Source organism: Pedobacter sp. KBW01 (assembly GCF_003852395.1).
Lineage (GTDB): Bacteria > Bacteroidota > Bacteroidia > Sphingobacteriales > Sphingobacteriaceae > Pedobacter.
Map to the genome: position 1 here is coordinate 63,709 of NZ_QAJQ01000034.1, position 26,904 is coordinate 90,612.

Annotated in this window: 29 protein-coding genes; 15 read left to right on the forward strand and 14 right to left on the reverse strand. The window is 39.1% G+C overall.

Going from position 1 to position 26,904, the window contains the following annotated elements:
• The 4 genes from DBR40_RS24065 to DBR40_RS24080 all read right to left on the reverse strand — a co-directional run bounded on the left by DBR40_RS24065 (position 1) and on the right by DBR40_RS24080 (position 3,750).
• Positions 1-204, reverse strand: coding sequence for a hypothetical protein (locus DBR40_RS24065; protein ID WP_057932355.1), 204 nt, complete (start codon positions 202-204; stop codon positions 1-3).
• A 51-nt stretch (positions 205-255) separates the two neighbouring features.
• The gene (locus tag DBR40_RS24070; RefSeq protein ID WP_124562281.1) at positions 256-2,199 is read right to left on the reverse strand and encodes a gliding motility-associated C-terminal domain-containing protein; all 1,944 of its coding nucleotides are present in this window, start codon (positions 2,197-2,199) and stop codon (positions 256-258) included.
• Between the two features lie 87 nt (positions 2,200-2,286).
• Positions 2,287-2,712: a hypothetical protein gene (locus tag DBR40_RS24075; protein ID WP_124562282.1), complete on the reverse strand. Its 426-nt coding sequence runs from the start codon at positions 2,710-2,712 to the stop codon at positions 2,287-2,289.
• Between the two features lie 24 nt (positions 2,713-2,736).
• Entirely contained in the window at positions 2,737-3,750 is a 1,014-nt protein-coding gene (locus tag DBR40_RS24080; RefSeq protein ID WP_124562283.1) for an acyl-CoA reductase, read from the reverse strand.
• Positions 3,751-3,828: 78 nt separating this feature from the next.
• On the opposite strand from DBR40_RS24080, the gene DBR40_RS24085 reads away from it, so the two are divergent.
• Complete coding sequence (locus DBR40_RS24085; protein WP_090770007.1) at positions 3,829-4,179, forward strand: 4Fe-4S dicluster domain-containing protein; 351 nt, start codon at positions 3,829-3,831, stop codon at positions 4,177-4,179.
• Positions 4,180-4,342: 163 nt separating this feature from the next.
• Here the strand turns inward: DBR40_RS24085 and DBR40_RS24090 are convergent, their stop codons facing one another.
• On the reverse strand, positions 4,343-4,795 hold the full coding sequence (locus DBR40_RS24090) for a universal stress protein (protein WP_124562284.1): 453 nt from the start codon (positions 4,793-4,795) through the stop codon (positions 4,343-4,345).
• Positions 4,796-4,906: 111 nt separating this feature from the next.
• On the opposite strand from DBR40_RS24090, the gene DBR40_RS24095 reads away from it, so the two are divergent.
• The gene (locus tag DBR40_RS24095; protein WP_124562285.1) at positions 4,907-5,692 is read left to right on the forward strand and encodes a C40 family peptidase; all 786 of its coding nucleotides are present in this window, start codon (positions 4,907-4,909) and stop codon (positions 5,690-5,692) included.
• A gap of 141 nt (positions 5,693-5,833) precedes the next feature.
• Here the strand turns inward: DBR40_RS24095 and DBR40_RS24100 are convergent, their stop codons facing one another.
• The 9 genes from DBR40_RS24100 to hisG all read right to left on the reverse strand — a co-directional run bounded on the left by DBR40_RS24100 (position 5,834) and on the right by hisG (position 14,577).
• Complete coding sequence (locus DBR40_RS24100; RefSeq protein WP_124562286.1) at positions 5,834-6,730, reverse strand: WD40 repeat domain-containing protein; 897 nt, start codon at positions 6,728-6,730, stop codon at positions 5,834-5,836.
• Positions 6,731-6,802: 72 nt separating this feature from the next.
• A complete protein-coding gene (hisIE, locus tag DBR40_RS24105; RefSeq protein WP_124562287.1) occupies positions 6,803-7,405 on the reverse strand; it encodes a bifunctional phosphoribosyl-AMP cyclohydrolase/phosphoribosyl-ATP diphosphatase HisIE in 603 nt (200 codons plus the stop codon).
• Positions 7,406-7,465: 60 nt separating this feature from the next.
• Complete coding sequence (gene hisF, locus DBR40_RS24110; RefSeq protein ID WP_124562357.1) at positions 7,466-8,221, reverse strand: imidazole glycerol phosphate synthase subunit HisF; 756 nt, start codon at positions 8,219-8,221, stop codon at positions 7,466-7,468.
• A gap of 263 nt (positions 8,222-8,484) precedes the next feature.
• Positions 8,485-9,234 carry a 1-(5-phosphoribosyl)-5-[(5-phosphoribosylamino)methylideneamino]imidazole-4-carboxamide isomerase gene (gene hisA / locus DBR40_RS24115; RefSeq protein WP_124562288.1) on the reverse strand — a complete coding sequence of 250 codons (750 nt, stop codon included), beginning with the start codon at positions 9,232-9,234 and terminating at the stop codon, positions 8,485-8,487.
• Position 9,235: 1 nt separating this feature from the next.
• Complete coding sequence (gene hisH / locus DBR40_RS24120) at positions 9,236-9,829, reverse strand: imidazole glycerol phosphate synthase subunit HisH (protein WP_124562289.1); 594 nt, start codon at positions 9,827-9,829, stop codon at positions 9,236-9,238.
• A gap of 265 nt (positions 9,830-10,094) precedes the next feature.
• Entirely contained in the window at positions 10,095-11,228 is a 1,134-nt protein-coding gene (gene hisB / locus DBR40_RS24125; protein WP_124562290.1) for a bifunctional histidinol-phosphatase/imidazoleglycerol-phosphate dehydratase HisB, read from the reverse strand.
• A 21-nt stretch (positions 11,229-11,249) separates the two neighbouring features.
• Positions 11,250-12,290: a histidinol-phosphate transaminase gene (hisC, locus tag DBR40_RS24130; protein WP_124562291.1), complete on the reverse strand. Its 1,041-nt coding sequence runs from the start codon at positions 12,288-12,290 to the stop codon at positions 11,250-11,252.
• A gap of 93 nt (positions 12,291-12,383) precedes the next feature.
• Entirely contained in the window at positions 12,384-13,676 is a 1,293-nt protein-coding gene (gene hisD, locus DBR40_RS24135; RefSeq protein ID WP_124562292.1) for a histidinol dehydrogenase, read from the reverse strand.
• Between the two features lie 49 nt (positions 13,677-13,725).
• Complete coding sequence (gene hisG / locus DBR40_RS24140; RefSeq protein WP_039476772.1) at positions 13,726-14,577, reverse strand: ATP phosphoribosyltransferase; 852 nt, start codon at positions 14,575-14,577, stop codon at positions 13,726-13,728.
• A gap of 277 nt (positions 14,578-14,854) precedes the next feature.
• On the opposite strand from hisG, the gene DBR40_RS24145 reads away from it, so the two are divergent.
• From DBR40_RS24145 to DBR40_RS24205, 13 genes are all read left to right on the forward strand, one after another.
• Entirely contained in the window at positions 14,855-16,417 is a 1,563-nt protein-coding gene (locus DBR40_RS24145) for a L,D-transpeptidase family protein (RefSeq protein WP_124562293.1), read from the forward strand.
• Between the two features lie 19 nt (positions 16,418-16,436).
• Positions 16,437-16,841 (forward strand): hypothetical protein, encoded by a 405-nt coding sequence (locus DBR40_RS24150; RefSeq protein WP_124562294.1) that lies wholly within the window; start codon positions 16,437-16,439, stop codon positions 16,839-16,841.
• Positions 16,842-16,906: 65 nt separating this feature from the next.
• Positions 16,907-17,599: an NUDIX hydrolase gene (locus DBR40_RS24155; RefSeq protein ID WP_124562295.1), complete on the forward strand. Its 693-nt coding sequence runs from the start codon at positions 16,907-16,909 to the stop codon at positions 17,597-17,599.
• Positions 17,600-17,667: 68 nt separating this feature from the next.
• The gene (gene prs, locus DBR40_RS24160) at positions 17,668-18,501 is read left to right on the forward strand and encodes a ribose-phosphate diphosphokinase (protein WP_124562296.1); all 834 of its coding nucleotides are present in this window, start codon (positions 17,668-17,670) and stop codon (positions 18,499-18,501) included.
• Positions 18,502-18,508: 7 nt separating this feature from the next.
• The gene (locus DBR40_RS24165; RefSeq protein ID WP_124562297.1) at positions 18,509-18,994 is read left to right on the forward strand and encodes a nucleoside 2-deoxyribosyltransferase domain-containing protein; all 486 of its coding nucleotides are present in this window, start codon (positions 18,509-18,511) and stop codon (positions 18,992-18,994) included.
• Positions 18,995-19,024: 30 nt separating this feature from the next.
• Positions 19,025-19,567, forward strand: a complete 543-nt coding sequence (locus DBR40_RS24170; protein WP_124562298.1) for an NADAR family protein — start codon at positions 19,025-19,027, stop codon at positions 19,565-19,567.
• A 29-nt stretch (positions 19,568-19,596) separates the two neighbouring features.
• On the forward strand, positions 19,597-20,109 hold the full coding sequence (locus tag DBR40_RS24175) for an O-acetyl-ADP-ribose deacetylase (protein ID WP_124562299.1): 513 nt from the start codon (positions 19,597-19,599) through the stop codon (positions 20,107-20,109).
• On the forward strand, positions 20,087-20,656 hold the full coding sequence (locus DBR40_RS24180) for an RNA 2'-phosphotransferase (protein WP_233603977.1): 570 nt from the start codon (positions 20,087-20,089) through the stop codon (positions 20,654-20,656). Before DBR40_RS24175 ends, DBR40_RS24180 begins: the two co-directional genes overlap by 23 nt.
• A 3-nt stretch (positions 20,657-20,659) precedes the next feature.
• Positions 20,660-21,388: a metallophosphoesterase family protein gene (locus tag DBR40_RS24185; protein WP_124562300.1), complete on the forward strand. Its 729-nt coding sequence runs from the start codon at positions 20,660-20,662 to the stop codon at positions 21,386-21,388.
• 2 nt (positions 21,389-21,390) lie between these two features.
• Positions 21,391-21,861, forward strand: coding sequence for a macro domain-containing protein (locus tag DBR40_RS24190; protein ID WP_124562301.1), 471 nt, complete (start codon positions 21,391-21,393; stop codon positions 21,859-21,861).
• A gap of 11 nt (positions 21,862-21,872) precedes the next feature.
• On the forward strand, positions 21,873-23,336 hold the full coding sequence (locus DBR40_RS24195) for a nicotinate phosphoribosyltransferase (RefSeq protein ID WP_124562302.1): 1,464 nt from the start codon (positions 21,873-21,875) through the stop codon (positions 23,334-23,336).
• A gap of 191 nt (positions 23,337-23,527) precedes the next feature.
• The gene (locus tag DBR40_RS24200; RefSeq protein WP_124562303.1) at positions 23,528-25,567 is read left to right on the forward strand and encodes a BatA domain-containing protein; all 2,040 of its coding nucleotides are present in this window, start codon (positions 23,528-23,530) and stop codon (positions 25,565-25,567) included.
• Positions 25,564-26,820 carry a dihydroorotase gene (locus tag DBR40_RS24205; RefSeq protein WP_124562304.1) on the forward strand — a complete coding sequence of 419 codons (1,257 nt, stop codon included), beginning with the start codon at positions 25,564-25,566 and terminating at the stop codon, positions 26,818-26,820. Before DBR40_RS24200 ends, DBR40_RS24205 begins: the two co-directional genes overlap by 4 nt.
• The last annotated feature ends 84 nt before the right edge of the window (positions 26,821-26,904 follow it).

Consider the following 26,904-nt stretch of genomic DNA (forward strand, 5'->3'; position numbering starts at 1 on the left):
TTATATTTCTAATTTTGCAATCTGCCCAAAAGGCAGGTCTTTAACCATTTCCATAATGTATTCTTGTTTGTCGCCCAAGCCCAGTTTTTCCAGCGATTTATCGGGTCTGTCGACCCTAAAATAAGCTAAAAGCGTAAACTTGTCATCTCTTAGCTGTACGTAATCCGGAATTTTGGCTATGCCTTTAACTTTAACGATATACATTGTGCTCAAAAATAGCATTTCCAAATGATAAGCGAAAGTATGAAGCCCTTTTTATCTGACCAACATGAGCCAACCCGTATAGGTTTGAAAATCTTCGTTTAAATAAACTGAATAATAATACACTGCAGGTGGAAGTTCTTTTCCGTTCATTTTACCATCCCAGGGCTTAAATGGCCCTGTACTTTGGTAAACCAGGTTCCCAAAACGATTGATAATTCTGATAACCGGATTAGGGAATGACGCTGCTGCGGGTATATTCCAGGTGTCATTTACATTATCGCCATTCGGAGAAAAAGTATTGGGAATAACTACTTTGGGATAAACAGTTATGTTAACTTGGTCGCTACTGCTGCTGCAGCCTGAATTTGAAGTAGCGTGTAAAGTGTAGGTGATATCGCGCGGTGGTGTAGCAACGGGGGTCAGTTTAGTTGGATCATCAAGATAATCGGCCGGTGTCCATAAATAGGTAACATCCCCAGAAACCTTCCCATTTAGTGTTATTTTTTGCCCGTTAACGATTTTTTGATCCACTCCGGCATCTGCCATAGCATTTTTATTTACATTAATGGTTATTTGCGCCGTTTCAGAGCATGCGCCATTGGTAACTTTTACAGTATAGGTTGTGGTTTCGGTTGGTGAGGCAACAGGGCTAGCGCTTTTGGGATCTGAAAGACCGTTTGCCGGCTGCCAAAGATATTCGGTGCCACCAGATGCTGCTAACTGGATTGATTTACCCTCGCAAATAGTAGCTGCTTGTATGTTGGTGATAATCTGTACAGGATCGTAAATCAGCACATTGGTTGATGCGTTTGCTGAACAACCATTTGCAGAAACAGTTACCGTATATTCGCCTTCCATGGCTTTAGTTGCATTAATGAGTAAGGGGCTTTGTGCTGTTGATGTAAAACCGTTTGGCCCGGTCCAGCTGTAGCTAGTACCGCCTGATGCATTTAGTTGAATGGTGTTTCCAAGACAGAAAGGGCCAAATTTTTCGGCTTTGGCAATGGGCAGTGGATTTACGGTTACGGTTATTGGAGCTGATACCGCCCGACAGTTCACTTTATCTATATTGCCGTTTATTGCCGTAATTAAGCGGTATTGATAAGTGCCTGCTGGCTGATTTAAAAAGTTAATTGTCGCTTGTTTTGTAGTTGAAGCAGGAATATCAACCCAGCCAGTGCCCTTGTTTTCCTGCCACTGATAAACCGGATTGGTATATTCTGGCGAGATATTGGCATTTACGGTAAAGCTACTGGTAGTCCCCTCACACATACTTAATGATGCATTATTGAGATTAAAAAAAGGAGTGATACCGGGGCCGCAAGCCTGTACGGTAATATCGTCGAGTGCAAAATCATTACCGCTATTAGTCTGCGTGTCGTTTATCAGTTGCAGCGTTACAGTAGAATTGTTGCCGTTGCTAAAATCAAGTGAATATTGGTGCCATCTTCCATCAGCTATTACATTCCCGGTTGATGTACTGTCCAAAAGATTGCTATTGGGGTCAATTACCTTTAAAATCATATTGGGTGGTTGCGCATTTGCTGCGGCCGAGTTGGCATTGAGTACCCAGATTGATAACCTTAAAAGTGTATTAGGGCAGAGATCATCCATTTTTTGCTCAAAAAATACCGTTTTGGTAGCTACACCATCAATTAAAAGCATTAAACCATTGCTATCGCCGGTATGGTCTGCGTGAGGTTGCCAGTAAATAGGGTAGGGGTTGCCCGGAGTAGCTGGTGTTTTAACCAAGCCTGATTGATTTGGCGCTAAAGCTCTTGAATTTGGCCCCGGAGGTCCCATGAAAGTGGTAAATGTAGTTGCACCAGGTGCATATTGGGCTAAAGGACCATACCAGTTATCGGTATTATTACCCTGTCCAAAGGTCTGGTTAATTAAAGGTTGACCAAAAGTACCTGTACATACCTGTGCCTTAGCAAAATTTGCAAATAGGAAAATGCAAAGAAAGGATAGCGCTTTTATGAAACAATACATCTACTGGCTCAGGTCAATTAGCGAATATCTAAATAAAAAACTATAATTCAATTTAAATATTAACTAGCTTTTTGACCAGTTTATCAGCTATTTGTCTATAATAAAATTGGTTAGATAGTTTGAGATGTTATTTGATATAATAGGATTAAACAGGAAGAATTTTGTCTCTACCTTTCGCTTTTTTAGTGATTTGTAAGCCGCTATAAAATGTTTTAGCTCTTCTGTAGTTAAGGATGAAAATGCATTATAGACGGTGAAATTTTTAAAATCCTGAAAATTTAATTTTGCCTTTGTTTTCTCAAGTTTATCGTTAGTCCATTTATTTTTTTTAGAAATATTATCAATTTGAGAAATACAGGAACTTTCGAACAGCACTTTATAACTACTAACTTCCATTAGTTCATCTATTAGAAGCTTGTTAGAATTTGTAGGCTCTGCCATGGCTGGAGGGCCTTGAGCTTTTACAATTGAAAACGTAAAAATAAAAAAGGCGATGAGCAGTAAATTTTTCATAAATTAAAATTAATGCAAATAAGTTTAAAATCTATTCAAAAACTCAATTGTATTTACATTATCTGCATAATCCCAAAGTTTTGGGTGTTGGCTTTGGCCGAAATCAAAACTGGCTACATTTATTGGAGATTTGGTAACCACGCATTGAATATCTGCTGCTTTATCTTTCAGTTTATCTTCTACATCTTGCAGGTTTTCGTATTCTTCGTAATAAAGCACTGCTAAAGGCGAAGCCAGGCTTTCATCTTCTTTTAACAATAAAAAGCCATTATCGAAATGTTTTGCAGCATTTACCAGATAAATAGATTTATTGTAATCGTAATTGTTTTGGTATTTAAAGTGGTTAATAATTTGGTTATTGCTTTCAATACCTTCGTATAAATGGGCAATATCATAACCTTTAGGGAAATATACTTTCGAAACATTCCTGCACCCTAATCCAAAATAGTCGAAAATATCGGCTCCTAAGTTTTGGATATCTTCCCTGCTTTCGGTTCCATCCAAAACAGCAACGCTGTTTCTGTTTTTGCGGATAATGTTGGGTACTTTGCTAAAATAGTAATCAAAATATCGTGATGAATTATTACTTCCTGTGGCAATAACTGCATCAAAATATTTTAAACGCTCTACATATTCAATATTGTCAGCAAACGCAGGCTCAATCTTAACCAACTCTGCCAGTACGGTTTTAATCAGTTTATCGTCAGATGAAGAAAGTTTAATGAGTGCAATGTTTCCGGTAGCTAAAACGCTTAAAACATCATGTAAACCCACCAAAGGGATATTGCCGGCAAGGATTAAGCCCACCTTTTTAGGCGATGTACTAAACCTTGCCGATTCGAACCAAAGAGCTAAATCGGCCTCATTCAGCATAGCTGCAAAAGATAAAACAGATTTTTTTATATTTTCTTGAGTGAACCATGCATTGGCACTTTCGGCACTATAAAGTGCATTTCCTAGTATGTCAGTAGGGTTTGTAAGCTTTTTGCCTAGTTCACCAAACGCGATTATTGCTTTTTCTTGAGTTAATGCTGACATATTTAGAATTATTATTAATTGATTATATCTTATATTTGCAGCGCAAAGGTAAACTAAGCAAAAGAATTAGACGAAAACATGGCAATTAAAATAACAGATGAGTGTATAAATTGTGGGGCATGTGAACCAGAATGTCCAAATAACGCAATTTACGATGCCGGAACTGCATGGCGTTTTTCTGATGGTACCAATTTAAACGGTATCATTGATTTTGGTAATCAACAAATCGAAGCTGATGCAACTCAAGAAGCAGTTTCAGACGAAGTATATTATATCGTATCTGATAAATGTACTGAATGTAAAGGTTTTCATGATGAGCCTCAATGTGCGGCAGTATGTCCGGTTGATTGTTGCGTAGACGACGAAGATATCCGCGAAACAGAAGAAGAATTATTGGCTAAGAAAGCCTGGTTACACCAGGAAGGTTAATAATTAAAAGATATTAATTTAAAAAGTCTCGGTTATTAATCGAGACTTTTTTTGTGCCGGTTCTTAAAATAACCAATTACCAATAAATCAATTTTCAAACTGTATAAAACACCAGGTTTAGACGAGCATAGTGTTTGATTATTGTGATTTGAATATTGGTTATTTAATCCACCTCACATTTATTAGGGATAATCAAAACCGGACAAGCTGATTTCCTGGCCACGTGTTCGGCTACACTGCCCATCAAAAAATGGTACAATCCGGTTCGGCCATAGGTTCCAATTACAATCAGGTCAGACCCCCACTCGTCTGACTGCTGGATAATGCCGTGTGCTGCGGTATCTACAATGCTTAAATAAGTTGTTTTAATTTCCTTGCTATATTTTGCTTCCATTTCCTTGAGCAAAACATGACTGTTCTCTTCGCTATTGTCGTAGGTTTCTAAAAACACAGGTGCCAATGTTAAATCAGGATTTACGTTGGCTGGGATAGGTTCGATAATATTAACCAATGCTACTTCTGCTCCAAATTTTTCTGCCATGTCGTAACCGGCTTTTGCCGCTTTTTCTGAGCAGGTGCTATTATCAACGGCAATTAATATTTTTTTAAAATTCATAGCGTGTGTATTTAAAAGGTTATCATCATAAAAATAACAAATTTGCAGGCAAAATGTTAGGCAATGGATGTATTTTATTAGTTTTACTCTACTAATTTACAGGTACATTAAATGGAAAACCAATACGGTATTTGCAGGGTTGCAGTAGCACCTTTGCGGGCAGATGCATCAGATCGATCGGAAATTGTATCACAACTTTTATTTGGCGACCACGTCGAAATTCTTCAAAAGGAAGAACGTTGGTGGCTGGTTCAAAATGGATACGATGGTTATGAAGGTTGGATGGATTTCAGGCAACTAGCACCCGTTAGCCAGAACGAATTTGCAGAAATGCACGATTGCCATTTGCTGGCGCCTTTAAGCTTTAACAATACCCTTACCGCCGAGGATGGTAGTTTATACCACTTGTGCCCGGGTAGTAACCTTCCGTTTTTAAAGAACGAATTTTGCTACGTTGGCTCTGAGCGATATAAAATCGGCTTTGATGTGCACGATAATCATAAAACAGATTTTAAGGCTGATGTTACAGCTACAGCCAAATTTTTCCAGAATATCCCGTATCTGTGGGGTGGACGAAATTTATTTGGTTTAGACTGTTCGGGTTTTACGCAATTGGTGTTTAAACTGCTGGGCATCAAATTAAACCGCGATGCTTCGCAACAGGCCGAACAGGGTGAACTGGTGGGATTTTTGGCCGAATGTAAACCAGGCGATGTTGCTTTTTTTGATAACGATGAAGGCAAAATTACGCACGTGGGGATTATGTTAAGCCCGAACGAAATTATCCATGCCTCGGCGAAAGTCAAAATAGATCCGATTGATGACCAAGGGATTTTTAATAAAGAGCTAGGCAAATATTCACATAAACTCAGAATTATTAAACGGTTTGTGGAATAGTGGCATGAAATGTATCTTATAGAAAAGATCATTTTTTGCCTTAATCGCGCTGAAAAATCGTCATGCTGAATTTGTTTCAGCATCTCTAATCAGAGGCCCTGAAATGAATTCAGGGTGACAAGGACTCTGAATAAATGTAAATTATTCCATCTCCCAAATCATCACCTGTTTATCATCACCGGTTGAGATGAGGTATTTGCCATCATTGCTCCAAACAATTTTATTGATGGAGTGGGTATGGCCAATTCCTGCTTTTTCGAGACTTAAAATTTTATACAATTTGAAATTTTCGGCATCCCATAGTTTAATACTCTTATCCTGGCTGCTAGTTGCAAAATAAGGCAGTGTAGGGTGAAAGGCAATATCGTAAACCGTGAACATGTGCGCCGGGATGGTTTGCAGCAATTCGTAATTGGGCAAACTCCATATTTTAAGCTGTGCATCGCGGCTTCCCGAAATTAGATACCTGTTTTCGGGATGATAAGCCAAAGCTGTTACCGGAAGTTTATGTCCTTCGAGGTTTTGTTTCAGGCTGTAATCGCTCAGGTTATAGATTTTAATCAGATGGTCTTTACAGCCAAAGGCAATCTCCGTTTCATCCGGAGAGAGTGCAATGGTTCTTACGGTATCATAAGCCGCCTGGAAGCGGTAAATCTCTTTAAAATCGGTTAAGGACCAAACCGCAACTGTTCCATCTTCGCCTGTGGTAATGAGTTCATTTTTGGATTGAACAGTTTTAATGTTGAAAATCGGTTTCAGATGTGCATTCACACGCACAACAACTTCCTGTTTGGTTAAATCGTAAATACTAAAAGCACCACTTCTTTCGCCAACAAATAACTGGTTGTTGTAATAGTGCAGGTAATAAACAGAGCTTTGCACAGGCATTTTAACCCTAACAAAAGCCAGCTGAGCTAAAGACCATTCTACAATGCCTTTATCGTTACCGGCACTAAAAAATATATCATCCTGATCGGAATGTGCGAGTGCATATACCGGGTTTTGGTGGCCTGGAAGGGTTTGTATGTGTTTGAGCATGCGGATTTGGCTGGAAGGCTAGAGGGCGGGAAGCTTGAGGGATAGTTACCTTCAAGCTCCCTACCTTCTACCTTATTTATGTCTTTTCTCTAAATTCTTAGCAATATCCTGAATTGATAAGCCTTTTTCTTTTAGCAAGAACATCAGGTGGAAAAGCAGGTCTGATGCTTCGCCAATAAATTCTTCTTCACTTTCGGCAAGTGCAGCAATTACGGTTTCAACGCCTTCTTCGCCAACTTTCTGCGCAATTTTGTTCAAACCTTTACTGCGCATTTTGTTGATGTACGAACCTTCTACAGGATTTTCATATCTGTCGTTGATGATATTTTCCAATTCAAAAATGAAATTCTGATTGAAATCTGTTTTAAAGCAGCTGCGGCTACCAGTATGGCAGGTAGGGCCAACGGCATCAGCTTTAATCAGAATGGTATCATTGTCGCAATCAACAAAAAGCTCCTTTACATACAAAAAGTTATTGCTGGTTTCTCCTTTCGTCCAGAGGCGGTTTTTTGAGCGTGAAAAGAAGGTTACTTTGCCTTCGGCCTGGGTTTTTTCCAAGGCCTCAGCGTTCATGTAGCCCAGCATTAAAACCTCTAAGGTTTTATAATCCTGAATGATTACAGGCAATAAACCTGCAGTTTTATCCCAATCAAGAGATGATGTATCGATGTTCATTTTATTTCTTTATTTCGGAAAAACAGACTCATGACTATGGACTGCTAACTCCGGACTAATTTATATTCTTACCGGAATCTGGTTTCTGCTTAACTCGTGTTTTAAATCGGGTATCAAAATTTCGCCGTAGTGAAATACCGAGGCGGCCAAAGCAGCATCTACGTTTGCTTTTTGGAAAACTTCGGTAAAATGATCCATGTTACCAGCACCGCCCGAGGCGATAATCGGAATATTAATCATTTGGTTTACCTTACTCAGCAATCCGCAATCAAAACCTGCCTTAGTACCATCATGATCCATAGAGGTTAACAGGATTTCTCCTGCACCTAAATCTTCGGCTTGTTTAATCCAGTTTTCGGTTTCCAGTTCAGTAATTAGCCTTCCACCATTCAGGTGCACCATGTTCTTCCCATCTACATGTTTGGTGTCAACGGCTAAAACTACAAATTGAACGCCAAATGCTTTGGCCAGTTCTTTAATCAGTTTAGGGTTGCGAACAGCAGCCGAATTGATACTGATTTTATCGGCACCGGCGTTTAAAAGAGCTTCTGCGTCGGCAATTTCGGTTATTCCACCACCAATGGTAAAAGGGATGTTTAATTGCCTGGCAACCGATTTAACCATTTCGATCATCGTTTTGCGACGCTCGTGTGTAGCGGTAATATCCAGGAAAACCAGTTCGTCGGCACCTTGTTGTGCATATTGTGCCGCCAGCTCCACAGGGTCGCCTGCATCGCGTAAATCAACAAAGTTTACACCCTTTACCGTGCGGCCATCTTTAACGTCTAAACAAGGGATTATTCTTTTTGAAAGCATGTGTTTGTTTGGTTTCGTCATTGTACATGTTATAGATAAAGAATTAAGTTTTATCTACTTTGCGATCTGCAATGACTATTAATATTATAGCTAAAATGAAGGTTGGAATGCATAAGATAAAACTATAAAATCCAGTTATGCTCATGAATTTTGTATAGTCACCTTTGTAAGTAAACATATGTATTCCCCAAATAAACATGCAAAAACTGGCTAATAGTAATAATAAACTAGCAATTAGCATGTTTTTTGATTTCATTGCCCGCTTAGATTGAACTCAACGCCTTCAAATTCCATTCTTTAATCTCTTCGATGGTGATGCGGTTTTCGTAAATCGCTTTTCCAACCACGACACTCCTGATTGGGTATTTAGCCAATTCGTAAATATCATCCATTGAACTTACACCACCAGAAGCAATTAATTTAATCATTGGCGAGTGTTCCAGTAGTTTTTCATATAAATCGATAGCTGCACCACCTAATTTTCCATCTTTGCTGATATCGGTACACAGGAAACGGAAGAAGCCCAGCGATAGGCATTTATCTACATAATCCATTAGTTTAATAGGCGAGCTTTCCATCCAGCCCGAGTATTTGATCACTTCGTCAAGCACATCGATTGCAATAACAATACGGTTTGCGTAATCATCTTTTTTGGCGAAAGCTTCGCTTAATGAAGGAAGGAAATCAGGATTGGTAATGGCCTGAGTACCCACAATTACCCGGTGAATACCTGCATCAAGCAAATTGGTAACCTGCTCAATGGTACGGATTCCGCCGCCATACTGCACCCTCATTTCTGTTTTCTTAATGATCTCGAAAAGTGACTTCTGGTTGCTGAAATCACCTTTTGCACCATTCAAGTCGATGATATGAATGAAATCTGTACCGTTCGAACGGTATTTTTCAATCATCTCGGCAATGGAAACATCATATTCCGTTTTTTGGTTGTAATCACCTTCACGCAAACGAACAACCTTTCCGTCCAAAATATCAATAGCAGGTATTATATACATTTTATAAGCTTAAGTTTGAAAAATTCTTTAATATTAATTCACCGGCTTTTCCCGATTTCTCCGGGTGGAACTGAACGCCGTAAAAATTATCTTTTTGTACTGCTGCCGAAAACTTTAAACCATAATCAGCAGATGCAATGTCAAAAGTAGGGTTATATTCAATAAAGTACGAATGCACAAAGTAAAATTGTGTATTATCTTCAACACCTTCAAATAGCGAATTGTTTTTAGGGCTCACCGCATTCCATCCCATATGTGGGATTTTGATATTCAGCGCTTTATCAAATTTTTTGGTCTTTACCGGTACAATATCTAAGAGTGCTGCATCGCCTTCTTCCGAATGTTCGGTAATCAGCTGCATGCCCACACAAATGCCCAACACCGGTTTGCTAAGCTTTTTAATCGCTTCAACCAGCCCAGTGCCTTTTAGTTTTTCCATGGCAGCACCTGCATGGCCTACACCCGGGATGATGATGTGGCTATATTTTTCCAGGTCAGCTTCTGTATCAACCATGCCATATTGCAGGTTTAAGCGATCTAAAGCTGCAGTTAGCGAGAAAATATTACCAGCCCCGTAATTTACTATTCCGATCATGTTTAGTATCAAGTGTTTAGTGTCAAATGTTTGGTGTCAGGTATCAAGACAAAATGTCTATCAAATCTGAACTGTTAAATTGCCTTTTATATCTTTAATCTTTATAAAATTTGAAAATGAAAGCCAGTTTTTCAAGGATGCTGTAAGTCCCGCTATCGCTTATAGTCCTCGCTGCGCTATGCGCTATTCCGCTCTATCGGGTTTATTTAACAAAGTCAGTGTGTCAAAGCCCTCCACCTTCGAGCTTCCGACCTTCAGTTTTTACCTATAAAAGGCCCTTTGTGCTTGGTAACACCATTTTTTCGGCATCGCGCTTTACCGCCATTTTAATGGCTTTGGCAAATGCTTTAAAAATCGCCTCAATCTTGTGGTGTTCATTATCACCTTCGGCTTTAATGTTCAGGTTACATTTTGCGGCATCGCTAAACGACTTAAAGAAATGATAAAACATTTCAGTTGGCATATCGCCCACTTTTTCGCGCTTAAACTCTGCATCCCAAACAATCCAGTTTCTTCCACCAAAATCGATAGCAACCTGTGCCAGGCAATCATCCATTGGTAAGCAAAAACCATAACGTTCAATTCCTAATTTATTGCCTAAACCTTTAGCAAAAGCCTCGCCCAGTGCAATTCCGGTGTCCTCGATGGTGTGGTGCTCGTCAATATGCAAATCGCCTTTGGTAATTACCTCCAAATCTACGCTTCCGTGCCTGGCAATCTGATCAAGCATGTGGTCGAAAAAGTTCAGTCCTGTTTCAATTTTTGCTTTTCCGGTACCGTCTAAATCCAGGTTAATGGTGATGTCGGTTTCGTTGGTTTTGCGGATCTGGCTAATTTTTCGGCTTCCTGCTTTCAAAAGGTTATAGATATCTTCCCATTTCTTGGTTTCCAGAATAATCACATCCACCAAAGTTTCGTGTTTATCCAATGCTTCGGTAGAACCAAGTGCATCATTCTGACGGAGGAAAATTGCTTTGGCACCTAAATTTTTCGCCAAAACCACGTCATTTAAGCGGTCGCCAATTACGTATGAGTTTTTTAAATCGTAATCGCCGTTTAAATATTTAGTAAGCAAGGCAGTGCCAGGTTTACGGGTAGGGGCATTGTCTTTTGCAAAAGTGCGATCGATTACAATTTCGCTGAAATTAACACCTTCTCCAGCGAAAGTATCTAACATGAAATTGTGGATCGGCCAGAAATTTTCTTCCGGGTTTGAGGGAGTTCCCAGTCCATCCTGATTGGTTACCATTACCAGTTCGTAATCCATTTCGCTGGCAATTTTCGATAGGTAATATAACGAGCGTGGATAAAACTTTAGTTTGGCAAAACTGTCTACCTGTTCGTCATCTGGTTCGATGTTTAACGTACCATCGCGATCGATAAATAATACTTTTTTCATTTGTATAATCTGTTTTTTCAGTTATAGGTTTTTTAATACGGTTAAGAGTTTATCATTCTCCTCTTTTGTGCCTACGGTTATGCGTAAACAACCTTCGCAAAGTGTCACTTTTGAACGGTCGCGCACAATGATTCCTTCTTCTACCAGATCATCATAAATTTTAACTGCATCGGTTACTTCTGCCAGCACAAAATTCGCATCAGATGGATAAACTTTGGTTACGATTTTGAGCTCATTTAAAGCGATAGATAAACGCTGTCTTTCGGCAACAGATTCTTTAATCCATTCGTTAACTTGAGCAATGTTTTTTAGCGCCTCAAAAGCTAAATCCTGAGTGGCCTGATTGATGTTATAAGGTGGCTTAATTTTGTTTAAAACATCGATCACTTTTGTTGATGAAAAGGCCATGCCTAAACGTAAAGCGGCAAGTCCCCAGGCTTTCGAAAAAGTTTGCAAAATTACCAGGTTACCATATTCAGTTAACTCTTGTATAAATGTTTTTTGGCGGGCGTAATTGATGTAAGCTTCATCTACCACTACGATGCCATTAAAGTTGGCTAAAATGGTTTCAATATCTTCACGGTTTATCGAATTTCCGGTAGGATTATTTGGCGAACAAATGAAAATTAATTTCGTGTTTTTATCAATTGTTTCTGCAATCTTTTCCATGTCTAACTGGAAGTTCGGAAGCAGACTAACTTTGCGGATTTCTACATCATTTATATTCGCCGAAACTTCGTACATGCCGTAAGTTGGCGGCAAAATAATTACGTTGTCTTTGCCCGGATTACAGAAAGCACGAAACAATAAATCGATGGCTTCGTCGCTGCCGTTTCCTAAAAAAGTATTCTCTATGGGAACGCCTTTTATTTTGCTTATTGCATCTTTCAGATCCAGTTGTAACGGATCCGGATAACGGTTGTAATTGGCGGGTAAAGGCGAGCCATAACTGTTCTCGTTGGCATCTAAAAAAATCGATGCCTGGCCTTTAAATTCGTCCCTTGCAGTAGAGTAGGGGCGAAGGTTTTTTATATTTTCTCTTACTAAATCGTTGATGTCCATTTTGGTGGTTTATTTTCCTTCGGTTTGATTACACAGATTGCTTGATTACACCGATAGTTTTGTTTTTTACTTAATATTTTCTGACTCCGGACTTCAGGTTCCCGACTCAAAACCCAATCTGATACTCACTGCATTCTTATGTGCCTCCAATCCTTCTGCAGCAGCAAGTGTTTCAACAGTTGTACCAATGTTGTTTAAACCTTCGGTTGACAGGTGCTGAAAAGTAATTTTCTTAATAAAAGCATCGACAGAAACGCCCGAATATGCTTTTGCGAAGCCGCTGGTAGGTAAAGTATGGTTCGTGCCAGAGGCATAATCGCCTGCACTTTCGGGTGTTAGGTTACCTAAAAATACCGATCCTGCATTGGTAATCAACGGAATAAGCTTTTGGTACTGCTCAGTTGCCAATATCAGGTGTTCGGGCGCATATTCGTTTGAAAACTGTATGGCAAGTTCAATATTATCAGTTAAAACAGCGTAAGAATTATCAATTGCTTTGGTAGCTATTTCCTTTCTGGGTAGAATAGCAAGCTGTTTTTCAACTTCTTTAAGCGTTTTGGCTATGATTTGATTTGAAGTAGAAACCAGTATGGCCTGACTATCAGTTCCATGTTCGGCTTGCGCAAGCAGATCTGCAGCAACAAATGACGGAATGGCAGTCTCATCGGCTACTACCAGTACTTCCGATGGGCCAGCGGGCATGTCGATAGCCACTTTGTTTTGTACCATGGTTTTCGCAGTGGTTACATAGCGGTTGCCGGGGCCAAATATCTTATATACCTGTGGCACTGTTTCGGTTCCGAAAGCCATTGCAGCTACGGCTTGTGCACCACCAATCATGAATATTTTTTCGATACCAAGCAGCACAGCGCAATAAGCCAGGTAGCAATTTGTTTTGCCATCCTGCTGTGGTGGCGAGCATACAATTATTTCTTTACAGCCCGCAAGAAGTGCTGGTGTAGCCAGCATTAAAAAGGTGCTCGGTAAAACTGCGGTCCCACCCGGAATATAAAGTCCAACCTTTTCAATTGCCCTTGCTTCGCGCCAGCAAACTACACCAGGCATAGTCTCTACTTTCTCCTCTGTTTTTAATTGCGAAAGGTGAAAGTTTTTGATGTTCTGGTAGGCCACGTCGATAGCTTTTTTTGCTTCGGCCGGGATGCCAGCTGCGATGGTTTTTAATTCTGCGGCATCCAGAAAAAGCTTTTCCAGTTCAACCTTATCAAAGGTTTTTGCAAAATTAAAAAGGGCTTTGTCTCCATCCTCTTTTACCGATTTTATGATGTCGGTAACACGGTTTTCAACCAGTTTATCGTCTTCAATCTGTCTGGAACAAAGTCCTTCAATTTTTGATTTAGATAAATCCTTATAATTGTAGATTTTCAATGTTTTATATTTTAATATTAACTAATAGTTAATATGAATTTAAACGATTTTATTTGATTATTTTCTCAATTGGCATTACTAAAATACCTTCTGCGCCGGCTGCTTTTAAGTTGTTTATTTTATCCCAGAAATCGGCTTCAGCAATTACCGAATGTACGGCTACCCAGTTCGGTTCGAAGAGCGGAACTACCGTTGGGCTTTTAACACCTGGAAGTAAATCGACTACTTTTTGAAGGTTATCTTTTGATACATTCAGTACTACATATTTGTTCGATTTTGCACTGAGTACCGAGCGGATCCTTTGCAGTAATTCTGCCACTTCAGGATTGTCGGCTATCGATTTGTTTCCGATTAAAACCGCTTCCGATTGCATTACATCTGCGAATGGTTTTAGTCCGTTGCTCTTTAATGTTCCGCCGGTAGAAACGATATCAAAAATCGCATCACTTAGACCTAAACCCGGACCAATTTCTACAGAGCCGGAGATGGTTCTGATATCAGATTTAATGCCTTTTTCTGTTAAGAATTTTTCGAGAATTACCGGGTAAGAAGTTGCTACAGCTTTACCATTTAACTCTTCTAAATTTTGAATGGTGCTGGTGGCCTGAACAGCAATTTTTAAGGTGCATTTTCCAAAACCCAGTTTCTGAAGATAGTCAACCTCGGCTTTGGTTTCTACGATTACGTTTTCGCCAACAATGCCCAGATCGGCAATACCATCCTGTACGTATTCTGGAATATCGTCATCGCGGAGGAAAAGAATTTCTAAAGGGAAATTGGTAACTGTTGAAATGAGTGAACTTTTGTAGTTTTCGAATGCTAAACCACAGTTTTTAAGGATTTCTACAGATTTTTCGTTTAACCTACCCGATTTCTGGATAGCAATTTTAAGTGTTTTCAAAGTATTGAATATAGAGTGAACAAGAAATTATTTTACGGAAAAAACGTTTTGAAGTACAAAACAAACATATATCATCGCCTATCGGCGATGGTGTAGATGTAAGTGATGGTTCAAAGTTAAGTTCATAAATTTATTTCTGCCAATATCAATGCTTTAGCTGATTAGCGATGGCAAATATAGTGTTTGAAATGGTAAAACAAAAAATAATGGCACTTAATTTGCCATTATGCTGTTTTTATTGCCAATAACCCTTATTTTGTATTAAATTTTTAACAAATTGAAAAAGTTTCGCTTTCTGATTTTACCCTTTGTACTGTTCATTTCTGCTTGTGGATGGTTTAAAAGCCCACCCGAGATTGGGAAAGTACTATCTGAACATTTTAAGAACAAAATGTACAAAGATTTTGACACTGTAGCTTACGACAGCATTTTTGTTAAAACAATGGATAGTCTTTCGGGCAAATTCGTTAATCCAAAAACCATTAAAGCATTTTATAACAATAACTATAACGAACCTAAGCTGGTAACCCGTTTTTACATTAATGGTGAGCTCGATTCGCTTTTAGCTTATTTAAATGAAAGTGAGGCGCATGGTTTCAATCCCAAAATATTTAAAGGCGATGAGATAACAGACTTATTGGAGGTGTTAACAGCTAATAAATTTAAGAAAGTAGAAGAGAGCTATCCGGTAATTGCAAAGCTCGAACTTTTATCGGCCAATGCCTACTTAAATTATACCAATTATTTGAAGTTTGGAGTGGTAAATCCGCGTAATATTTTCTCTCGTTATTACATCAAAGTTGGGCGCCCGGATAGTGCAGGAATGTTGCAACTTTTAGACGGAAAAAATTTGGTTGATAATCTGAAATCTGCACAACCAAAATCATCACAATATAAGGCTTTGCAATCTGCATATCTTAATGCAAATTCTGATGCAGAAAAGCGAATTTTATTGCTAAATATGGAGCGCTTCAGATGGCAAATTCCGGCCACAGGAGATAACTATGTGCAGGTAAATATTCCTGACTTTAGGTTGACCTGGTTGGATAATCTGGATACCGTAATTTCTATGAAAGTTTGTGTTGGCGGGAAACGCGAAAATGGTTACGAAGACAAGCTAAAAGCCTTTGCAATATCAGGCAATTTAGACGATAAACCGAAGAACCACGAAACGCCATTATTGTTTAGTAAAATTAATTCGATACAGGCTAATCCGATTTGGAATATTCCGGTAAGTATTGCCCAAAGCGAAATCTATTGGATGGCCCGGAAAGATCCTTTTTATTTATCGAACAGCAACATTAGAGTTTACTATAAAGATAAGCTGATAGGGGAGCCCGATACCATTAACTGGAACCGCTATTCGAGAGATAAATTGCCATTTAAATTTAAGCAGGGATCGGGAGGTGGTAATGCCCTTGGCAAGTTCAAATTCATTTTCGATAACAGCTCGAGCATTTACCTGCATGATACCAATAATAAAAATGGTTTTAACCTAAGTAACCGAGCCATTAGCCATGGTTGTGTGCGTATCGAAAAACCTTTGGAGTTTGCAGAATTGTTGGTTCAGGATTCATACACTTACGATAAGCTAAGAGCAGAAGTAGATTTGCCTCCAATTGATAGTACACATGTGAAATGGTATAAAAAACGCATGGCTCAAAAAGCAGATACACTTAAGGCCTTTCAGCTGAAACCGGCCTGGTTTGCGCCTAAAAAATCTGTACCTTTAATTATTACCTACATTACGGCCTGGGCACAGAACGATAAAATAGAATACCGGCCAGACGTTTACGGCATGGATGAAAAACTTTGGGCTGCCATGAAAAAGTATCGATAAGAAAGCTTTATTTTGCAAAATGCTAGAAAATCCAACCTTTAACCACCAGGCCGATTTGGTAAACAGTGCCATCCGTTTTATCAACTCGTGGTTTAAGCAATCTAAAACGATCACTGCAGAGCTGAGCGATTTTTTTATCCTTCCAGGAAGTAAAGTAATCGGTAAAGAGGTTATTGTTGCCCGGTTGAAAGGGATTTTTGGCCAGTCAGATGAATACGTTGGTGGACGATATGATATCATCGATGTAAATTTCGAGTTGATGGGTGAAGAAAAAGGGATTGGATTTGTAGAGGGCGTTGCCGGTTTCAGAGCGGTATTAAAAAACGAATCGAAAATTATCAGTGGTCCTTTTAAGTTGTATTTTGCACTTCAAAATGGAAGCTGGAAGATTGTAAATATCGAGTTTCCGGGTTTTGCGTATTAAATAATCCATCGTTTCTGCTTAACAGATATCTTTTTTAGATTTGTGTTTCTTTTACACAAATCTTTATGATCAATCAGAATATTAAAATCGCTGTCGACGCTATTGTTTTTGGCTACGAGAAAAACGTGCTTTACGTTTTGGCCGTTCAACAAAAATACGGGGTGTTTAAAGATAGGTGGGTTTTGCCCGGCGGTTTTATCAAAGATGATGAATCACTAATTGATGCAGTTAAACGGGAATTGCAGGAAGAGGCAGGTATCGGTGTAAATTATTTAGAGCAACTAAGCACATTTGGCGATGAGGTAAATCGCGATTCCCGCGGACGTGTAATATCTGTCGCTTATTTTGCCCTGGTTAATCCACAAAATTTTATGCTTAAAGCCGATACCGACGCAAAAGATGCGCGGTGGTTTCCGGTTAATGTGATTCCGGTGCTGGGCTACGATCATAATGAAATGGTAAGGCTGGCACACCAAAGATTAAAAGCTAAACTAACTTATCAGCCGATCGGTTTCGATTTGTTAGATGACGAATTCCTTTTCTCCGATCTTGAAAATTTGTATTGTTCCATTCTTGAACGCGATATTGACAGAAGAAATTTCAGAAAAAAAATTCTAAGTTTTGGTATCATAAAAGAAACTGATAAAGTTGTTAAAACGAGCTCCAGTGGCCGGCCAGGCAAGTTATTTAAGTTTGATAAAGCCAAATACGACCAGTTGTTACAAGAAGATTTTCAGTTTGAAATTAAGTTTGCGTAAAAATAACGCAAATAATATTTTGACTATTGAAAAGTGTTTTTATATTTGTGTAATTAATACGCAAATATATGATCAACTTAGATGAAAATTTCAGCCCGCTAGGCATAGAAAATGCTGTTCAGTTTCAGTCTTTCGTATTTGCCGGTGGCGAACCGCACATTAAAATAAGTGGTAGTTTCGATCCCGCATCGGTTGTGCAGATTACACACCGCATCAATTCTTTCAACGATCTGGGTTTAATCTGTACTACTGTTGATGCATTGAAGCGGATGGGGGTTAAGGCGATTAAGTTGTTTGTTCCTTATTTTCCGGCTGCAAGACAAGACCGGGTAATGATACCGGGCGAACCTTTAACGGTTAAAGTTTATGCCGATATCATTAATGCACTTGGTCTTGATAACGTAACTGTTTTCGATCCGCATTCGGAAGTTACCCCTGCTTTGTTAAATAACTGCACAGTAACTCCAAACCACGTTTTTATTCAGAAAGTTGTTGCGCAAATTGGCGGAGAGGTAAAACTGATTTCTCCTGATGGCGGTGCCTTGAAGAAAATTTATAAAGTTTCTGAATTTCTCGGCGGTGCAGAGGTAGTAGAGTGCTCGAAGAGCAGGGATGTTAAAACCGGCAAATTATCGGGTTTTAAAGTTTATGCTGACGATTTAAAAGGGGCAGATTGTTTAATCGTGGATGATATATGTGATGGTGGGGGAACCTTTATAGGTCTCGCTGAAGAACTCAAAAATAAAAATGCAGGGCATTTGTATCTGGCCATTAGTCACGGGATTTTTAGTAAGGGTTTTAATGAATTAGGTAAATATTTTGATCAGGTTTTTACCACCGATTCGATCAAAGAAATTGACCATGTTGTTGTAACACAACTAAAATTAACAGATATTTTATAAAAGAAATATGAAAACAGTTAATCCTCCTCAGGTTATTTCTGCATCCGATGTTTCGGTATTCCTTGCCGGTACCATTGATATGGGTAATGCTGATAATTGGCAGCAGAAATTTATTGATCATGCAAGTGCGGAGGAAACATTGGATCATGTAATCGTTTTCAATCCGCGCAGGGCATCTTGGGATCACAGCTGGACGCAGTCGATTGAAAATGCCCAATTTAGCGAACAGGTTAACTGGGAACTGGATGCGATGGAAAATGCAGATGTGATTTTGTTATTTCTGGAAGGCAATTCCAAATCACCTATTTCGATGATGGAGCTAGGTTTATTTGCCGATTCCGGTAAGTTAATGGTTTGTTGTGAAGATGGGTTTTGGAGAAAAGGCAATGTTGATATCGTTTGTAAAAGAAAAGGTATTGATCAGTATAATACGCACGATGAACTTAGTGCTGCTGTAATTGCTAAGCTTAAAAAGCTTGCAAAGTGTACGTAGGGTGATTTATTAAATTTAAAACAAATTGATATGAAATACGATATAAATTGGTTACTCGATATTATGAGTGGAAGCAATCCTGACTTTTTAATGTTCTGGGGACACCAAAGAAGCAAAGATGGATCGGTTATTAAAACTTGTATGAGCCAATGGTGGGCATCTCCATTTATTGAAAATCATATCACTTATCAAACAGCAGAGCATTATATGATGGCAAAAAAAGCTTTGTTGTTTAACGATCAACAGGTTTTTGAAAAAATATTAACAAAAGAGTCCCCGAAAGATGTAAAAGATCTGGGCAGGCAGATCCAAAATTTTAATGCAGAAGTCTGGGATGCGCATAAATTTGATATCGTAAAACAGGGCAACCTGCTTAAGTTTTCTCAAAATGAGGCACTGAAATTGTTCCTCTTACAGATCAAAAGTGAAATTCTGGTTGAAGCCAGCCCGGTTGATACAATTTGGGGAATTGGATTAGCGGAGGATAATGCCAATGCTTTAATCCCCAAAAACTGGAAAGGTTTAAATTTATTGGGTTTTGCCTTGATGGAAGTAAGGGATAAGATCTCCTGAAAAAAAGTTTACCAGTAAAAATTCAAAAAATGATTTTAGAAGTCATCAAAGCCGATATAACAACAATTAAAGCCGACGCAATTGTTAATGCCGCAAATAGTTCGCTGCTAGGTGGAGGCGGAGTGGATGGTGCAATCCACAGAAAAGGCGGCAAAGCAATCTTAGAAGCTTGTATGGTCATCAGAAATAACAAGGGTGGATGTAAAACCGGAGAGGCTGTGATCACAACGGCAGGCAATTTACCAGCAAAATATGTGATCCATACCGTTGGGCCGGTTTGGAACGGAGAAAGTGAAAAAAAGAATATTTTGCTCGCCAATTGCTATCAAAATAGTTTAACCCTTGCAGTAGAAAATGGCATTAAAGTTATTGCTTTCCCAAACATTAGCACAGGGATTTATCATTTCCCAAAAGATAAAGCAGTAGATATTGCCATTGCATCGGTAAATAATTTCGCTGAAAAGGAAAAGATAGAAAAAGTAATTTTCGTGTGTTTCGACGATGAGAATTACCTGCTTTATGAAGAGAAAATTAAAGGGTAGTATTATGGACAATAAAATAACAAAAGGCATAAGCAAACTACTAAGTTATATTTTGAGGCATTCGCCTGAAACAATAGGCTTAAAGCTCGATGAAAATGGCTGGGCAGATGTGAATGAGCTTATTGCTAAATTCGACCTTTATGATAGAAGAATAGATATTGAACAACTAGAATACATTGTAGAAAATAACGATAAACAAAGATTTGCGTTTAACGCAGATAAAACGAAAATCAGGGCAAATCAAGGGCATTCAATTCCGGTTGAGTTAAATTTAAATGAAACCGAACCCTTGGAATACCTGTATCATGGTACGGTTGAAGAATTCCTGTCAGACATTAAAGCGTTGGGCCTCCAGAAAATGAGCAGGCAGCATGTACATTTAAGCGCTGATAAGGAAACTGCAACCAAAGTAGGTGGTAGGAGAGGAAAACCTGTTGTACTAACCATTGATAGTGGGGCAATGTACCGGGCAGGATACAAATTTTATTTATCAGAGAACAACGTGTGGCTGACAGATTTTGTACCTGCTGAATACATAACATTTTAAAATATGAAAAGAACACTGGTAATAGGCGATATCCACGGAGGTTTAAAAGCCCTGATCCAGTTGTTGGAAAGGGCTTCGGTAACTAAACAGGACAGACTCATTTTTTTAGGCGATTATGTAGATGGCTGGAGCGAATCAGCACAGGTAATCCATTATCTTTTGCAACTGAAAGATGGTCATGAGTGTGTTTTTATCAGAGGAAATCATGATGTGTGGTGTGAAGATTGGTTAAGGAGTGCTGTTGTAGATGAAATCTGGTATCAGCATGGTGGTAAAGAAACTATAGAAAGTTATGCCGGTATTGATATTGATGAGCAGAAAAAACACCTGACTTTTTTTGAGCAGATGGAAGATTATCACGTAGACGAGCAAAATAACCTATTCATCCATGCCGGGTTTTCGTCTATGCATGGGCCGGCTAAAGAGCGTTATGTTTCCAATTATTCGTGGGACAGGACCTTGTGGGAAGTGGCGCTCACGATGGATAATCGGATTGAAAAAGACTCTGCGTTATATCCTAAGCGGCTTTTACTTTTTAACGAAATTTATATAGGCCATACCCCAACGCTCTATTATAATGTAGAAGTTCCAATGAACGGTTGTAATGTTTGGAACATGGATACAGGAGCGGCATTTACAGGAAAATTAACCTGTTTGGATATCGAAACGAAACAATTTTGGCAGAGTGATACTTTACAAAGCCTGTATCCAAACGAAAAAGGAAGAAATTAAAGATGAAAAATATTGAATATAAGAAAGGTGACGCAACAAATCCCTCAGATAACGGAAATAAGATAATCGTTCATATATGTAACAACATTGGCGGGTGGGGAAAGGGATTCGTATTAGCGATTTCAAAAAGATGGAAGGCTCCAGAAAATAGTTACAGAGCCTGGTATCTATCGAAAGATAATTTCAATCTTGGTGAAGTTCAGTTTGTACAGGTGGAACAAGATTTATGGATAGCCAATTTAATTGGTCAGCATAAAATAATTAAAGATGAGAATGGCAATGCTCCCATAAGATATGATGCCGTAGAAGAAGGCTTAAGAAAGGTTGCAGATTTTGCAGGTGACCTTAATGCCTCGGTCCACATGCCAAGAATAGGATGTGGTTTAGCAGGAGGAGAATGGGGAATAATTGAGCCAATTATTAAAGAAACAATTTCGAAGAAAGATATTAATACAACAGTTTACGATTTTTAAAAGATAGAACCATGAACCCATTATTATTAACAGATGGTTACAAAGTTGACCACAGACGACAATATCCTGAACAGACCACATTAGTCTACTCTAACTGGACACCAAGAAAAACCCGATACGAAGAAATCAATCATGTGGTTTTATTTGGCTTACAATACTTTATCAAAAAATATATTATCGAAGAGTTTGATAAAAACTTTTTCAGTCAGCCTAAAGAGGAAGTTTTAAAAAAATATGCCCGCCGCATTAACAATTACCTGGGCGAAAACCAGGTAGGTACTGCCCATATTGGTGCCTTACACGATCTGGGTTACATTCCGATGGTATTTAAATCTTTACCAGAAGGATCGAAAGTGCCCTTGCGTATTCCGATGTTTACCATGTACAATACGTTACCTGAGTTTTTTTGGCTGACTAATTATTTCGAAACATTGCTGTCGGCAGTGATTTGGTTGCCTTGTAATTCTGCAACGTTGGCGCTTCAATACCGCGGCATTTTGGAAAGGGCTGCTGCAGAAACTTCGTCAGTGCCCGAATTTGTAAACTGGCAGGGACACGATTTCTCTATGCGCGGTATGGGTGGCATAGAAGCTGCGGTTACTTCGGCAGCTGGCCATTTATTGAGTTTTACCGGAACTGACACTATCCCGGCAATTGATTTTCTGGAAGAATATTACAATGCCAATTCGGATGAGGAACTGATCGGCGGTTCAGTTGCCGCAACAGAACATTCGGTAATGTGCATGGGAACAAATACCGGCGAACTCGAAACCTTCAAAAGGTTGATCCAGGAAGTTTATCCCAATGGGATTGTTTCTATTGTTTCCGATACCTGGGATTTATGGAAGGTTTTAACTGAATACCTTCCTCAGCTAAAAAATGAAATAGTTAATCGGGAAGGAAAAGTGGTAATTCGCCCCGATTCTGGTGATCCTGTTGACATTATCTGCGGTAACGCAAACGGTAAGGATGAAAACGAGCGGAAAGGCGTAATTGAGCTGCTTTGGGACGTTTTTGGAGGAACAGTAAATGCAAAAGGTTTTAAAGAACTTGTTCCACAGATTGGTGCCATCTATGGCGATAGCATTAATTTAGAAAGAGCCAGCCAGATTTGCCAAAGGTTAAAAGCAAAAGGTTTTTCTTCTACCAATGTGGTATTGGGTATTGGTTCCTTTACTTATCAGTACAACACCCGTGATACCTTTGGTTTTGCCATGAAAGCAACTTATGGAGAAGTAAAAGGCGAAGGTCGCGAGATTTTTAAAGACCCTGTTACCGATGATGGCACCAAAAAATCGGCCAAAGGTTTGTTACAGATTTTTAAAGATGCAAACGACGAATATCAGCTAAAAGATCAATGCACCTGGGAGGAAGAAAGGAAAGGCGAACTAAAAGAAGTATTCAGGGATGGAAAATTGTTGATCGATCAATCGCTGGCCGAAATCAGGGACCGCATAAGAGAAAGTCAGATATAGTTTCTTTTGTTTTGCTAAACTGCCTGGTTGCCTGGCCGGCATCTCAATCAATTGTTTCATCCGGCAAAAATTGACGGGTGAAGCAATTGATCAGGTCCTGATTGCATAAGAGTAGACGACGGAGCTAATCCTTTAAGTTTATTACAATCCCGATTCGCCACTTTCCATATTTTTTCTATCTTTGGTTTTTAATGAATTTCCTGTATCCGGGCTTTCTTTTCGCACTAATATCGGTTGCTATTCCGGTTATTATTCATTTATTCAATTTCCGTAAGTTTAAAAAAGTTTATTTCTCTAATGTTCAGCTTTTAAAGGAAGTAGAACAGCAAAATTCTTCAAAAGAGAAACTTAAAAACCTGTTAATCCTTTTCTCGCGGATTTTAGCTTTAATTTTTTTAGTACTTGCTTTTGCACAGCCCTACATTCCGGCTGATAAAACCAAAACCACGGCGGTTGGAAATATTGCCAGCATTTATATCGATAACTCGTACAGCATGGAGGCCATTAACAAAGATGGTAACCTGTTGGATGAAGCCAAACGCAGGGCGAAAGAACTGATTAAAGGTTTTGGTATTAACGATCGTTTTCAGTTGCTCACCAACGATTTTGAAGGTAAGCACCAACGTTTACTTAATGCCGAAGAATTTTTAAAAGCGCTGGATGAAGTGAAAATTTCGGCGGTTAACCGCAACCTGCAGCAAATTTTAAACAGGCAGGGCAATATATTAACCGGACCTGAAAATAAGTATAGCTTTCTGATTTCCGATTTTCAGCAAAATATTTCGGTTGGTAAAAAAGCTGAAACTAAACCCGATATTCAATATTCGTTTTTAAAATTAAATGCCACTCCGCTGCCCAATATAGCGGTTGATAGCGTTTGGGTACTTTCTCCCAACCACCAGCCCGGAGCTAATGAACGTTTGGTAGTGCAGTTAAAAAACTATTCAGCAGAAGAAGCAAAAAACATTCCTTTAAAGCTAAGCATCAACAATCAGCAGAAAGGACTTGGTTCGGTAACCATTCCGGCTGAAAAGATTATCCGCGATACCTTAAATTTTTCGGGTTTAAAAGCTGGTTGGCAAAAAGGCGTAATCAGCATTAAAGATTTTCCGGTAACTTTCGATGATACCCTTTCGTTTAGCTTTAAAGTAGAAGAAAGTTTTCCGGTATTGAGCATTAACGGCCCTACTGCCGGAAATTATATCAAAGCGCTTTTCGCGGCCGATACCTATTACAAACTGAGCGAAAATTCGGAAAACAATGTGAATTATAGCGGTTTTACCAATTACGGACTTATTGTCTTAAACGGTTTAAAAAATCCATCGAGTGGCTTGGCTCAGCAGCTGAAAAATTATTTAAACGCTGGTGGAACCATCGTACTCTTTCCCGATCTGGATGTCGATATTAACACTTATAATACTTTCCTAAATGCTTTATCACTGCCGGCTATTCAGACTTTAAATACCGGCGAAACGAAAATCGATAAAATCGAATTACAACATCCTGTTTTTAAAACAGTTTTCGAAGAAATACCCAAAAACCTGGACCTTCCTACAGTGAACCGCTATTTTTCTTTTGCTGAAACTGCCTCGGCCAATAAGGAAAATATTTTATTGCTTCCCGGCGGCAAAATGTTTTTTGCTAAATATGGCGTTAGTAGTGGTTCGGTGTATTTATCGGCCAGTGGCTTAAATCCAACCGACGGAGACCTGGCGCGTCACCCGGTTTTTGTGCCACTGATGTACCGCCTGGCTTTAAGCGGTGGCAATGAGGTGCCTTTATATTACAATTTGGGTAACGATAATGCATTGGCCAGCAAAAAAATAACTTTGGGCAAAAACCAGACCCTGAGCATTACCACAAATAATTTTGAGGTAACGCCCGAACTGAGGCAGGCCAATGGCAAAACATGGATTTACGTTGCCGATCAGATAAAACGTGCAGGTTTTTATAACCTTAAACTGGCTGATTCGGTTTTAGCCGTTTATAGTTTCAACAATGGTCGGTCAGAATCTGATATGCATTACCTGGATAAAGCTGCGCTTAATGAACTCACAGGAAAAAACAATGTAAAAGTATTCGATACCGATAAAGATGCGATTAAATTAATTGCCGGGGCCAATAAAATCGGACAGACTTTATGGAAACTTTGTCTAATTTTGTCGCTGGTTTTTATTGCAGCTGAAATCCTGCTCATCCGATTTTTTAATAACACAAAAAAAACAATATGAATCTCCTAGTTAAAAATGTAACCATTGCCGATCCGCAGAGTAAATTTAATAACCAGCAATGCGATATCAGGGTAGAAGATGGCAAAATTAAGAACATAGGTAAATTAACGACTGAAAAAACCGAAACGGTTTTCGAAGCACATGGAGCTTTTTTAAGCCCTGGCTTTTTCGACTTAAACTGCGCTGCAGGTGATCCGGGTTTCGAAACCAAAGAAGATATACAAACGCTTATCGCTGCTGCACAGGCAGGTGGTTTTACGGGATTGGCGTTATTACCGCAAACCAGTCCGGTAGTACAGTCGAAATCGCAGGTAGAATACATTGTAAATAAAGCTAAAAACAACCTGGTAGATGTATTGCCTGTAGGTGCCATTAGTCAGAACCGCGAAGCCAAAGAACTGGCTGAGCTGTTTGATATGCAACAGGCAGGGGCTGTGGCTTTCTCAGATGGAGATAAAGCTTTACAGGATGATGGTTTCATGAGCCGTGCCCTGCAATATGCCAAGGGGTTCGATGCTTTGTTGATGGTATATCCCGAAAACAAATCTATTGCCGGAAAATCACAGATCAACGAAAGTAAAAACTCAGTGCTGTTGGGTATGAAAGGCTTGCCTGCACTAGCTGAAGAAATGCACATTGCCCGCGATCTTTTTTTAGCAGGTTATAACGAAACTAAAATCCACATCAGCAATATTTCTACCGCTGGTTCGGTAGCATTGATTCGCAAAGCAAAAAAAGATGGTATTCGTGTTTCTTGCGATGTAACGGCACACCACCTGGTTTTTACCGAAGAATTACTGGGCGATTTTGATAGCAATTATAAAGTTAAACCTCCATTACGCAGCAAAGCTGATGTTAAAGCGCTAATTGCTGGCTTAAAAGACGGAACAATTGATGCCATTACTTCGCAGCACCGCCCCGAAGAAATCGAATTTAAAAATGTAGAGTTCGAAATTGCGCACTATGGCATTATAGCCCTGCAAACAGTTGTGCCGTTATTGCTAAAGGCGGGGTTGGATATTGGTCTTATTACAGAGAAGTTAGCCATTAATCCACGTAAATTGTTAAATTTATCTGTTCCGGTAATTGAAGAAGGGGCGGAAGCAAACTTTACAGTGCTTAATACTGGCGAAAAATGGCTGTACAATTCTGAAAGCAATTATTCAAGGTCGGCAAACAGTCCGTTATTGGGCACCGAACTTACAGGAAAAGTAAAACTGGTTTATAATAACAATCAATACTGGGAAAGTTAAAATTTAGCTGAAGTACCAAAAGCGTTAAATGTAATAAGGATAGAGGAAGAGCAATAGAATATTATATCTGAAAAATCCTGAAAA

Excerpts from the sequence above, each read along its gene's own strand:
- DBR40_RS24205 (WP_124562304.1), top strand. The coding sequence starts at position 25,564 with ATGAATCTCCTAGTTAAAAATGTAACCATTGCCGATCCGCAGAGTAAA.
- DBR40_RS24090 (WP_124562284.1), bottom strand. The coding sequence starts at position 4,795 with ATGAATTTTAAAAAAATATTAATTGCCGTTGATAATAGCACCTGCTCA.
- DBR40_RS24070 (WP_124562281.1), bottom strand. The coding sequence starts at position 2,199 with ATGTATTGTTTCATAAAAGCGCTATCCTTTCTTTGCATTTTCCTATTT.
- DBR40_RS24170 (WP_124562298.1), top strand. The coding sequence starts at position 19,025 with ATGAAATACGATATAAATTGGTTACTCGATATTATGAGTGGAAGCAAT.
- DBR40_RS24180 (WP_233603977.1), top strand. The coding sequence starts at position 20,087 with ATGAAGAGAAAATTAAAGGGTAGTATTATGGACAATAAAATAACAAAA.
- DBR40_RS24155 (WP_124562295.1), top strand. The coding sequence starts at position 16,907 with ATGATCAATCAGAATATTAAAATCGCTGTCGACGCTATTGTTTTTGGC.
- DBR40_RS24200 (WP_124562303.1), top strand. The coding sequence starts at position 23,528 with ATGAATTTCCTGTATCCGGGCTTTCTTTTCGCACTAATATCGGTTGCT.
- hisH (WP_124562289.1), bottom strand. The coding sequence starts at position 9,829 with ATGATCGGAATAGTAAATTACGGGGCTGGTAATATTTTCTCGCTAACT.
- prs (WP_124562296.1), top strand. The coding sequence starts at position 17,668 with ATGATCAACTTAGATGAAAATTTCAGCCCGCTAGGCATAGAAAATGCT.
- hisA (WP_124562288.1), bottom strand. The coding sequence starts at position 9,234 with ATGTATATAATACCTGCTATTGATATTTTGGACGGAAAGGTTGTTCGT.
- DBR40_RS24185 (WP_124562300.1), top strand. The coding sequence starts at position 20,660 with ATGAAAAGAACACTGGTAATAGGCGATATCCACGGAGGTTTAAAAGCC.
- DBR40_RS24065 (WP_057932355.1), bottom strand. The coding sequence starts at position 204 with ATGTATATCGTTAAAGTTAAAGGCATAGCCAAAATTCCGGATTACGTA.
- DBR40_RS24100 (WP_124562286.1), bottom strand. The coding sequence starts at position 6,730 with ATGCTCAAACACATACAAACCCTTCCAGGCCACCAAAACCCGGTATAT.
- hisB (WP_124562290.1), bottom strand. The coding sequence starts at position 11,228 with ATGAAAAAAGTATTATTTATCGATCGCGATGGTACGTTAAACATCGAA.
- DBR40_RS24195 (WP_124562302.1), top strand. The coding sequence starts at position 21,873 with ATGAACCCATTATTATTAACAGATGGTTACAAAGTTGACCACAGACGA.
- hisIE (WP_124562287.1), bottom strand. The coding sequence starts at position 7,405 with ATGAACATCGATACATCATCTCTTGATTGGGATAAAACTGCAGGTTTA.
- DBR40_RS24165 (WP_124562297.1), top strand. The coding sequence starts at position 18,509 with ATGAAAACAGTTAATCCTCCTCAGGTTATTTCTGCATCCGATGTTTCG.
- DBR40_RS24150 (WP_124562294.1), top strand. The coding sequence starts at position 16,437 with ATGCTAGAAAATCCAACCTTTAACCACCAGGCCGATTTGGTAAACAGT.
- DBR40_RS24080 (WP_124562283.1), bottom strand. The coding sequence starts at position 3,750 with ATGTCAGCATTAACTCAAGAAAAAGCAATAATCGCGTTTGGTGAACTA.
- DBR40_RS24095 (WP_124562285.1), top strand. The coding sequence starts at position 4,907 with ATGGAAAACCAATACGGTATTTGCAGGGTTGCAGTAGCACCTTTGCGG.
- hisC (WP_124562291.1), bottom strand. The coding sequence starts at position 12,290 with ATGGACATCAACGATTTAGTAAGAGAAAATATAAAAAACCTTCGCCCC.
- DBR40_RS24190 (WP_124562301.1), top strand. The coding sequence starts at position 21,391 with ATGAAAAATATTGAATATAAGAAAGGTGACGCAACAAATCCCTCAGAT.
- hisF (WP_124562357.1), bottom strand. The coding sequence starts at position 8,221 with ATGCTTTCAAAAAGAATAATCCCTTGTTTAGACGTTAAAGATGGCCGC.
- DBR40_RS24175 (WP_124562299.1), top strand. The coding sequence starts at position 19,597 with ATGATTTTAGAAGTCATCAAAGCCGATATAACAACAATTAAAGCCGAC.
- DBR40_RS24085 (WP_090770007.1), top strand. The coding sequence starts at position 3,829 with ATGGCAATTAAAATAACAGATGAGTGTATAAATTGTGGGGCATGTGAA.
- DBR40_RS24075 (WP_124562282.1), bottom strand. The coding sequence starts at position 2,712 with ATGAAAAATTTACTGCTCATCGCCTTTTTTATTTTTACGTTTTCAATT.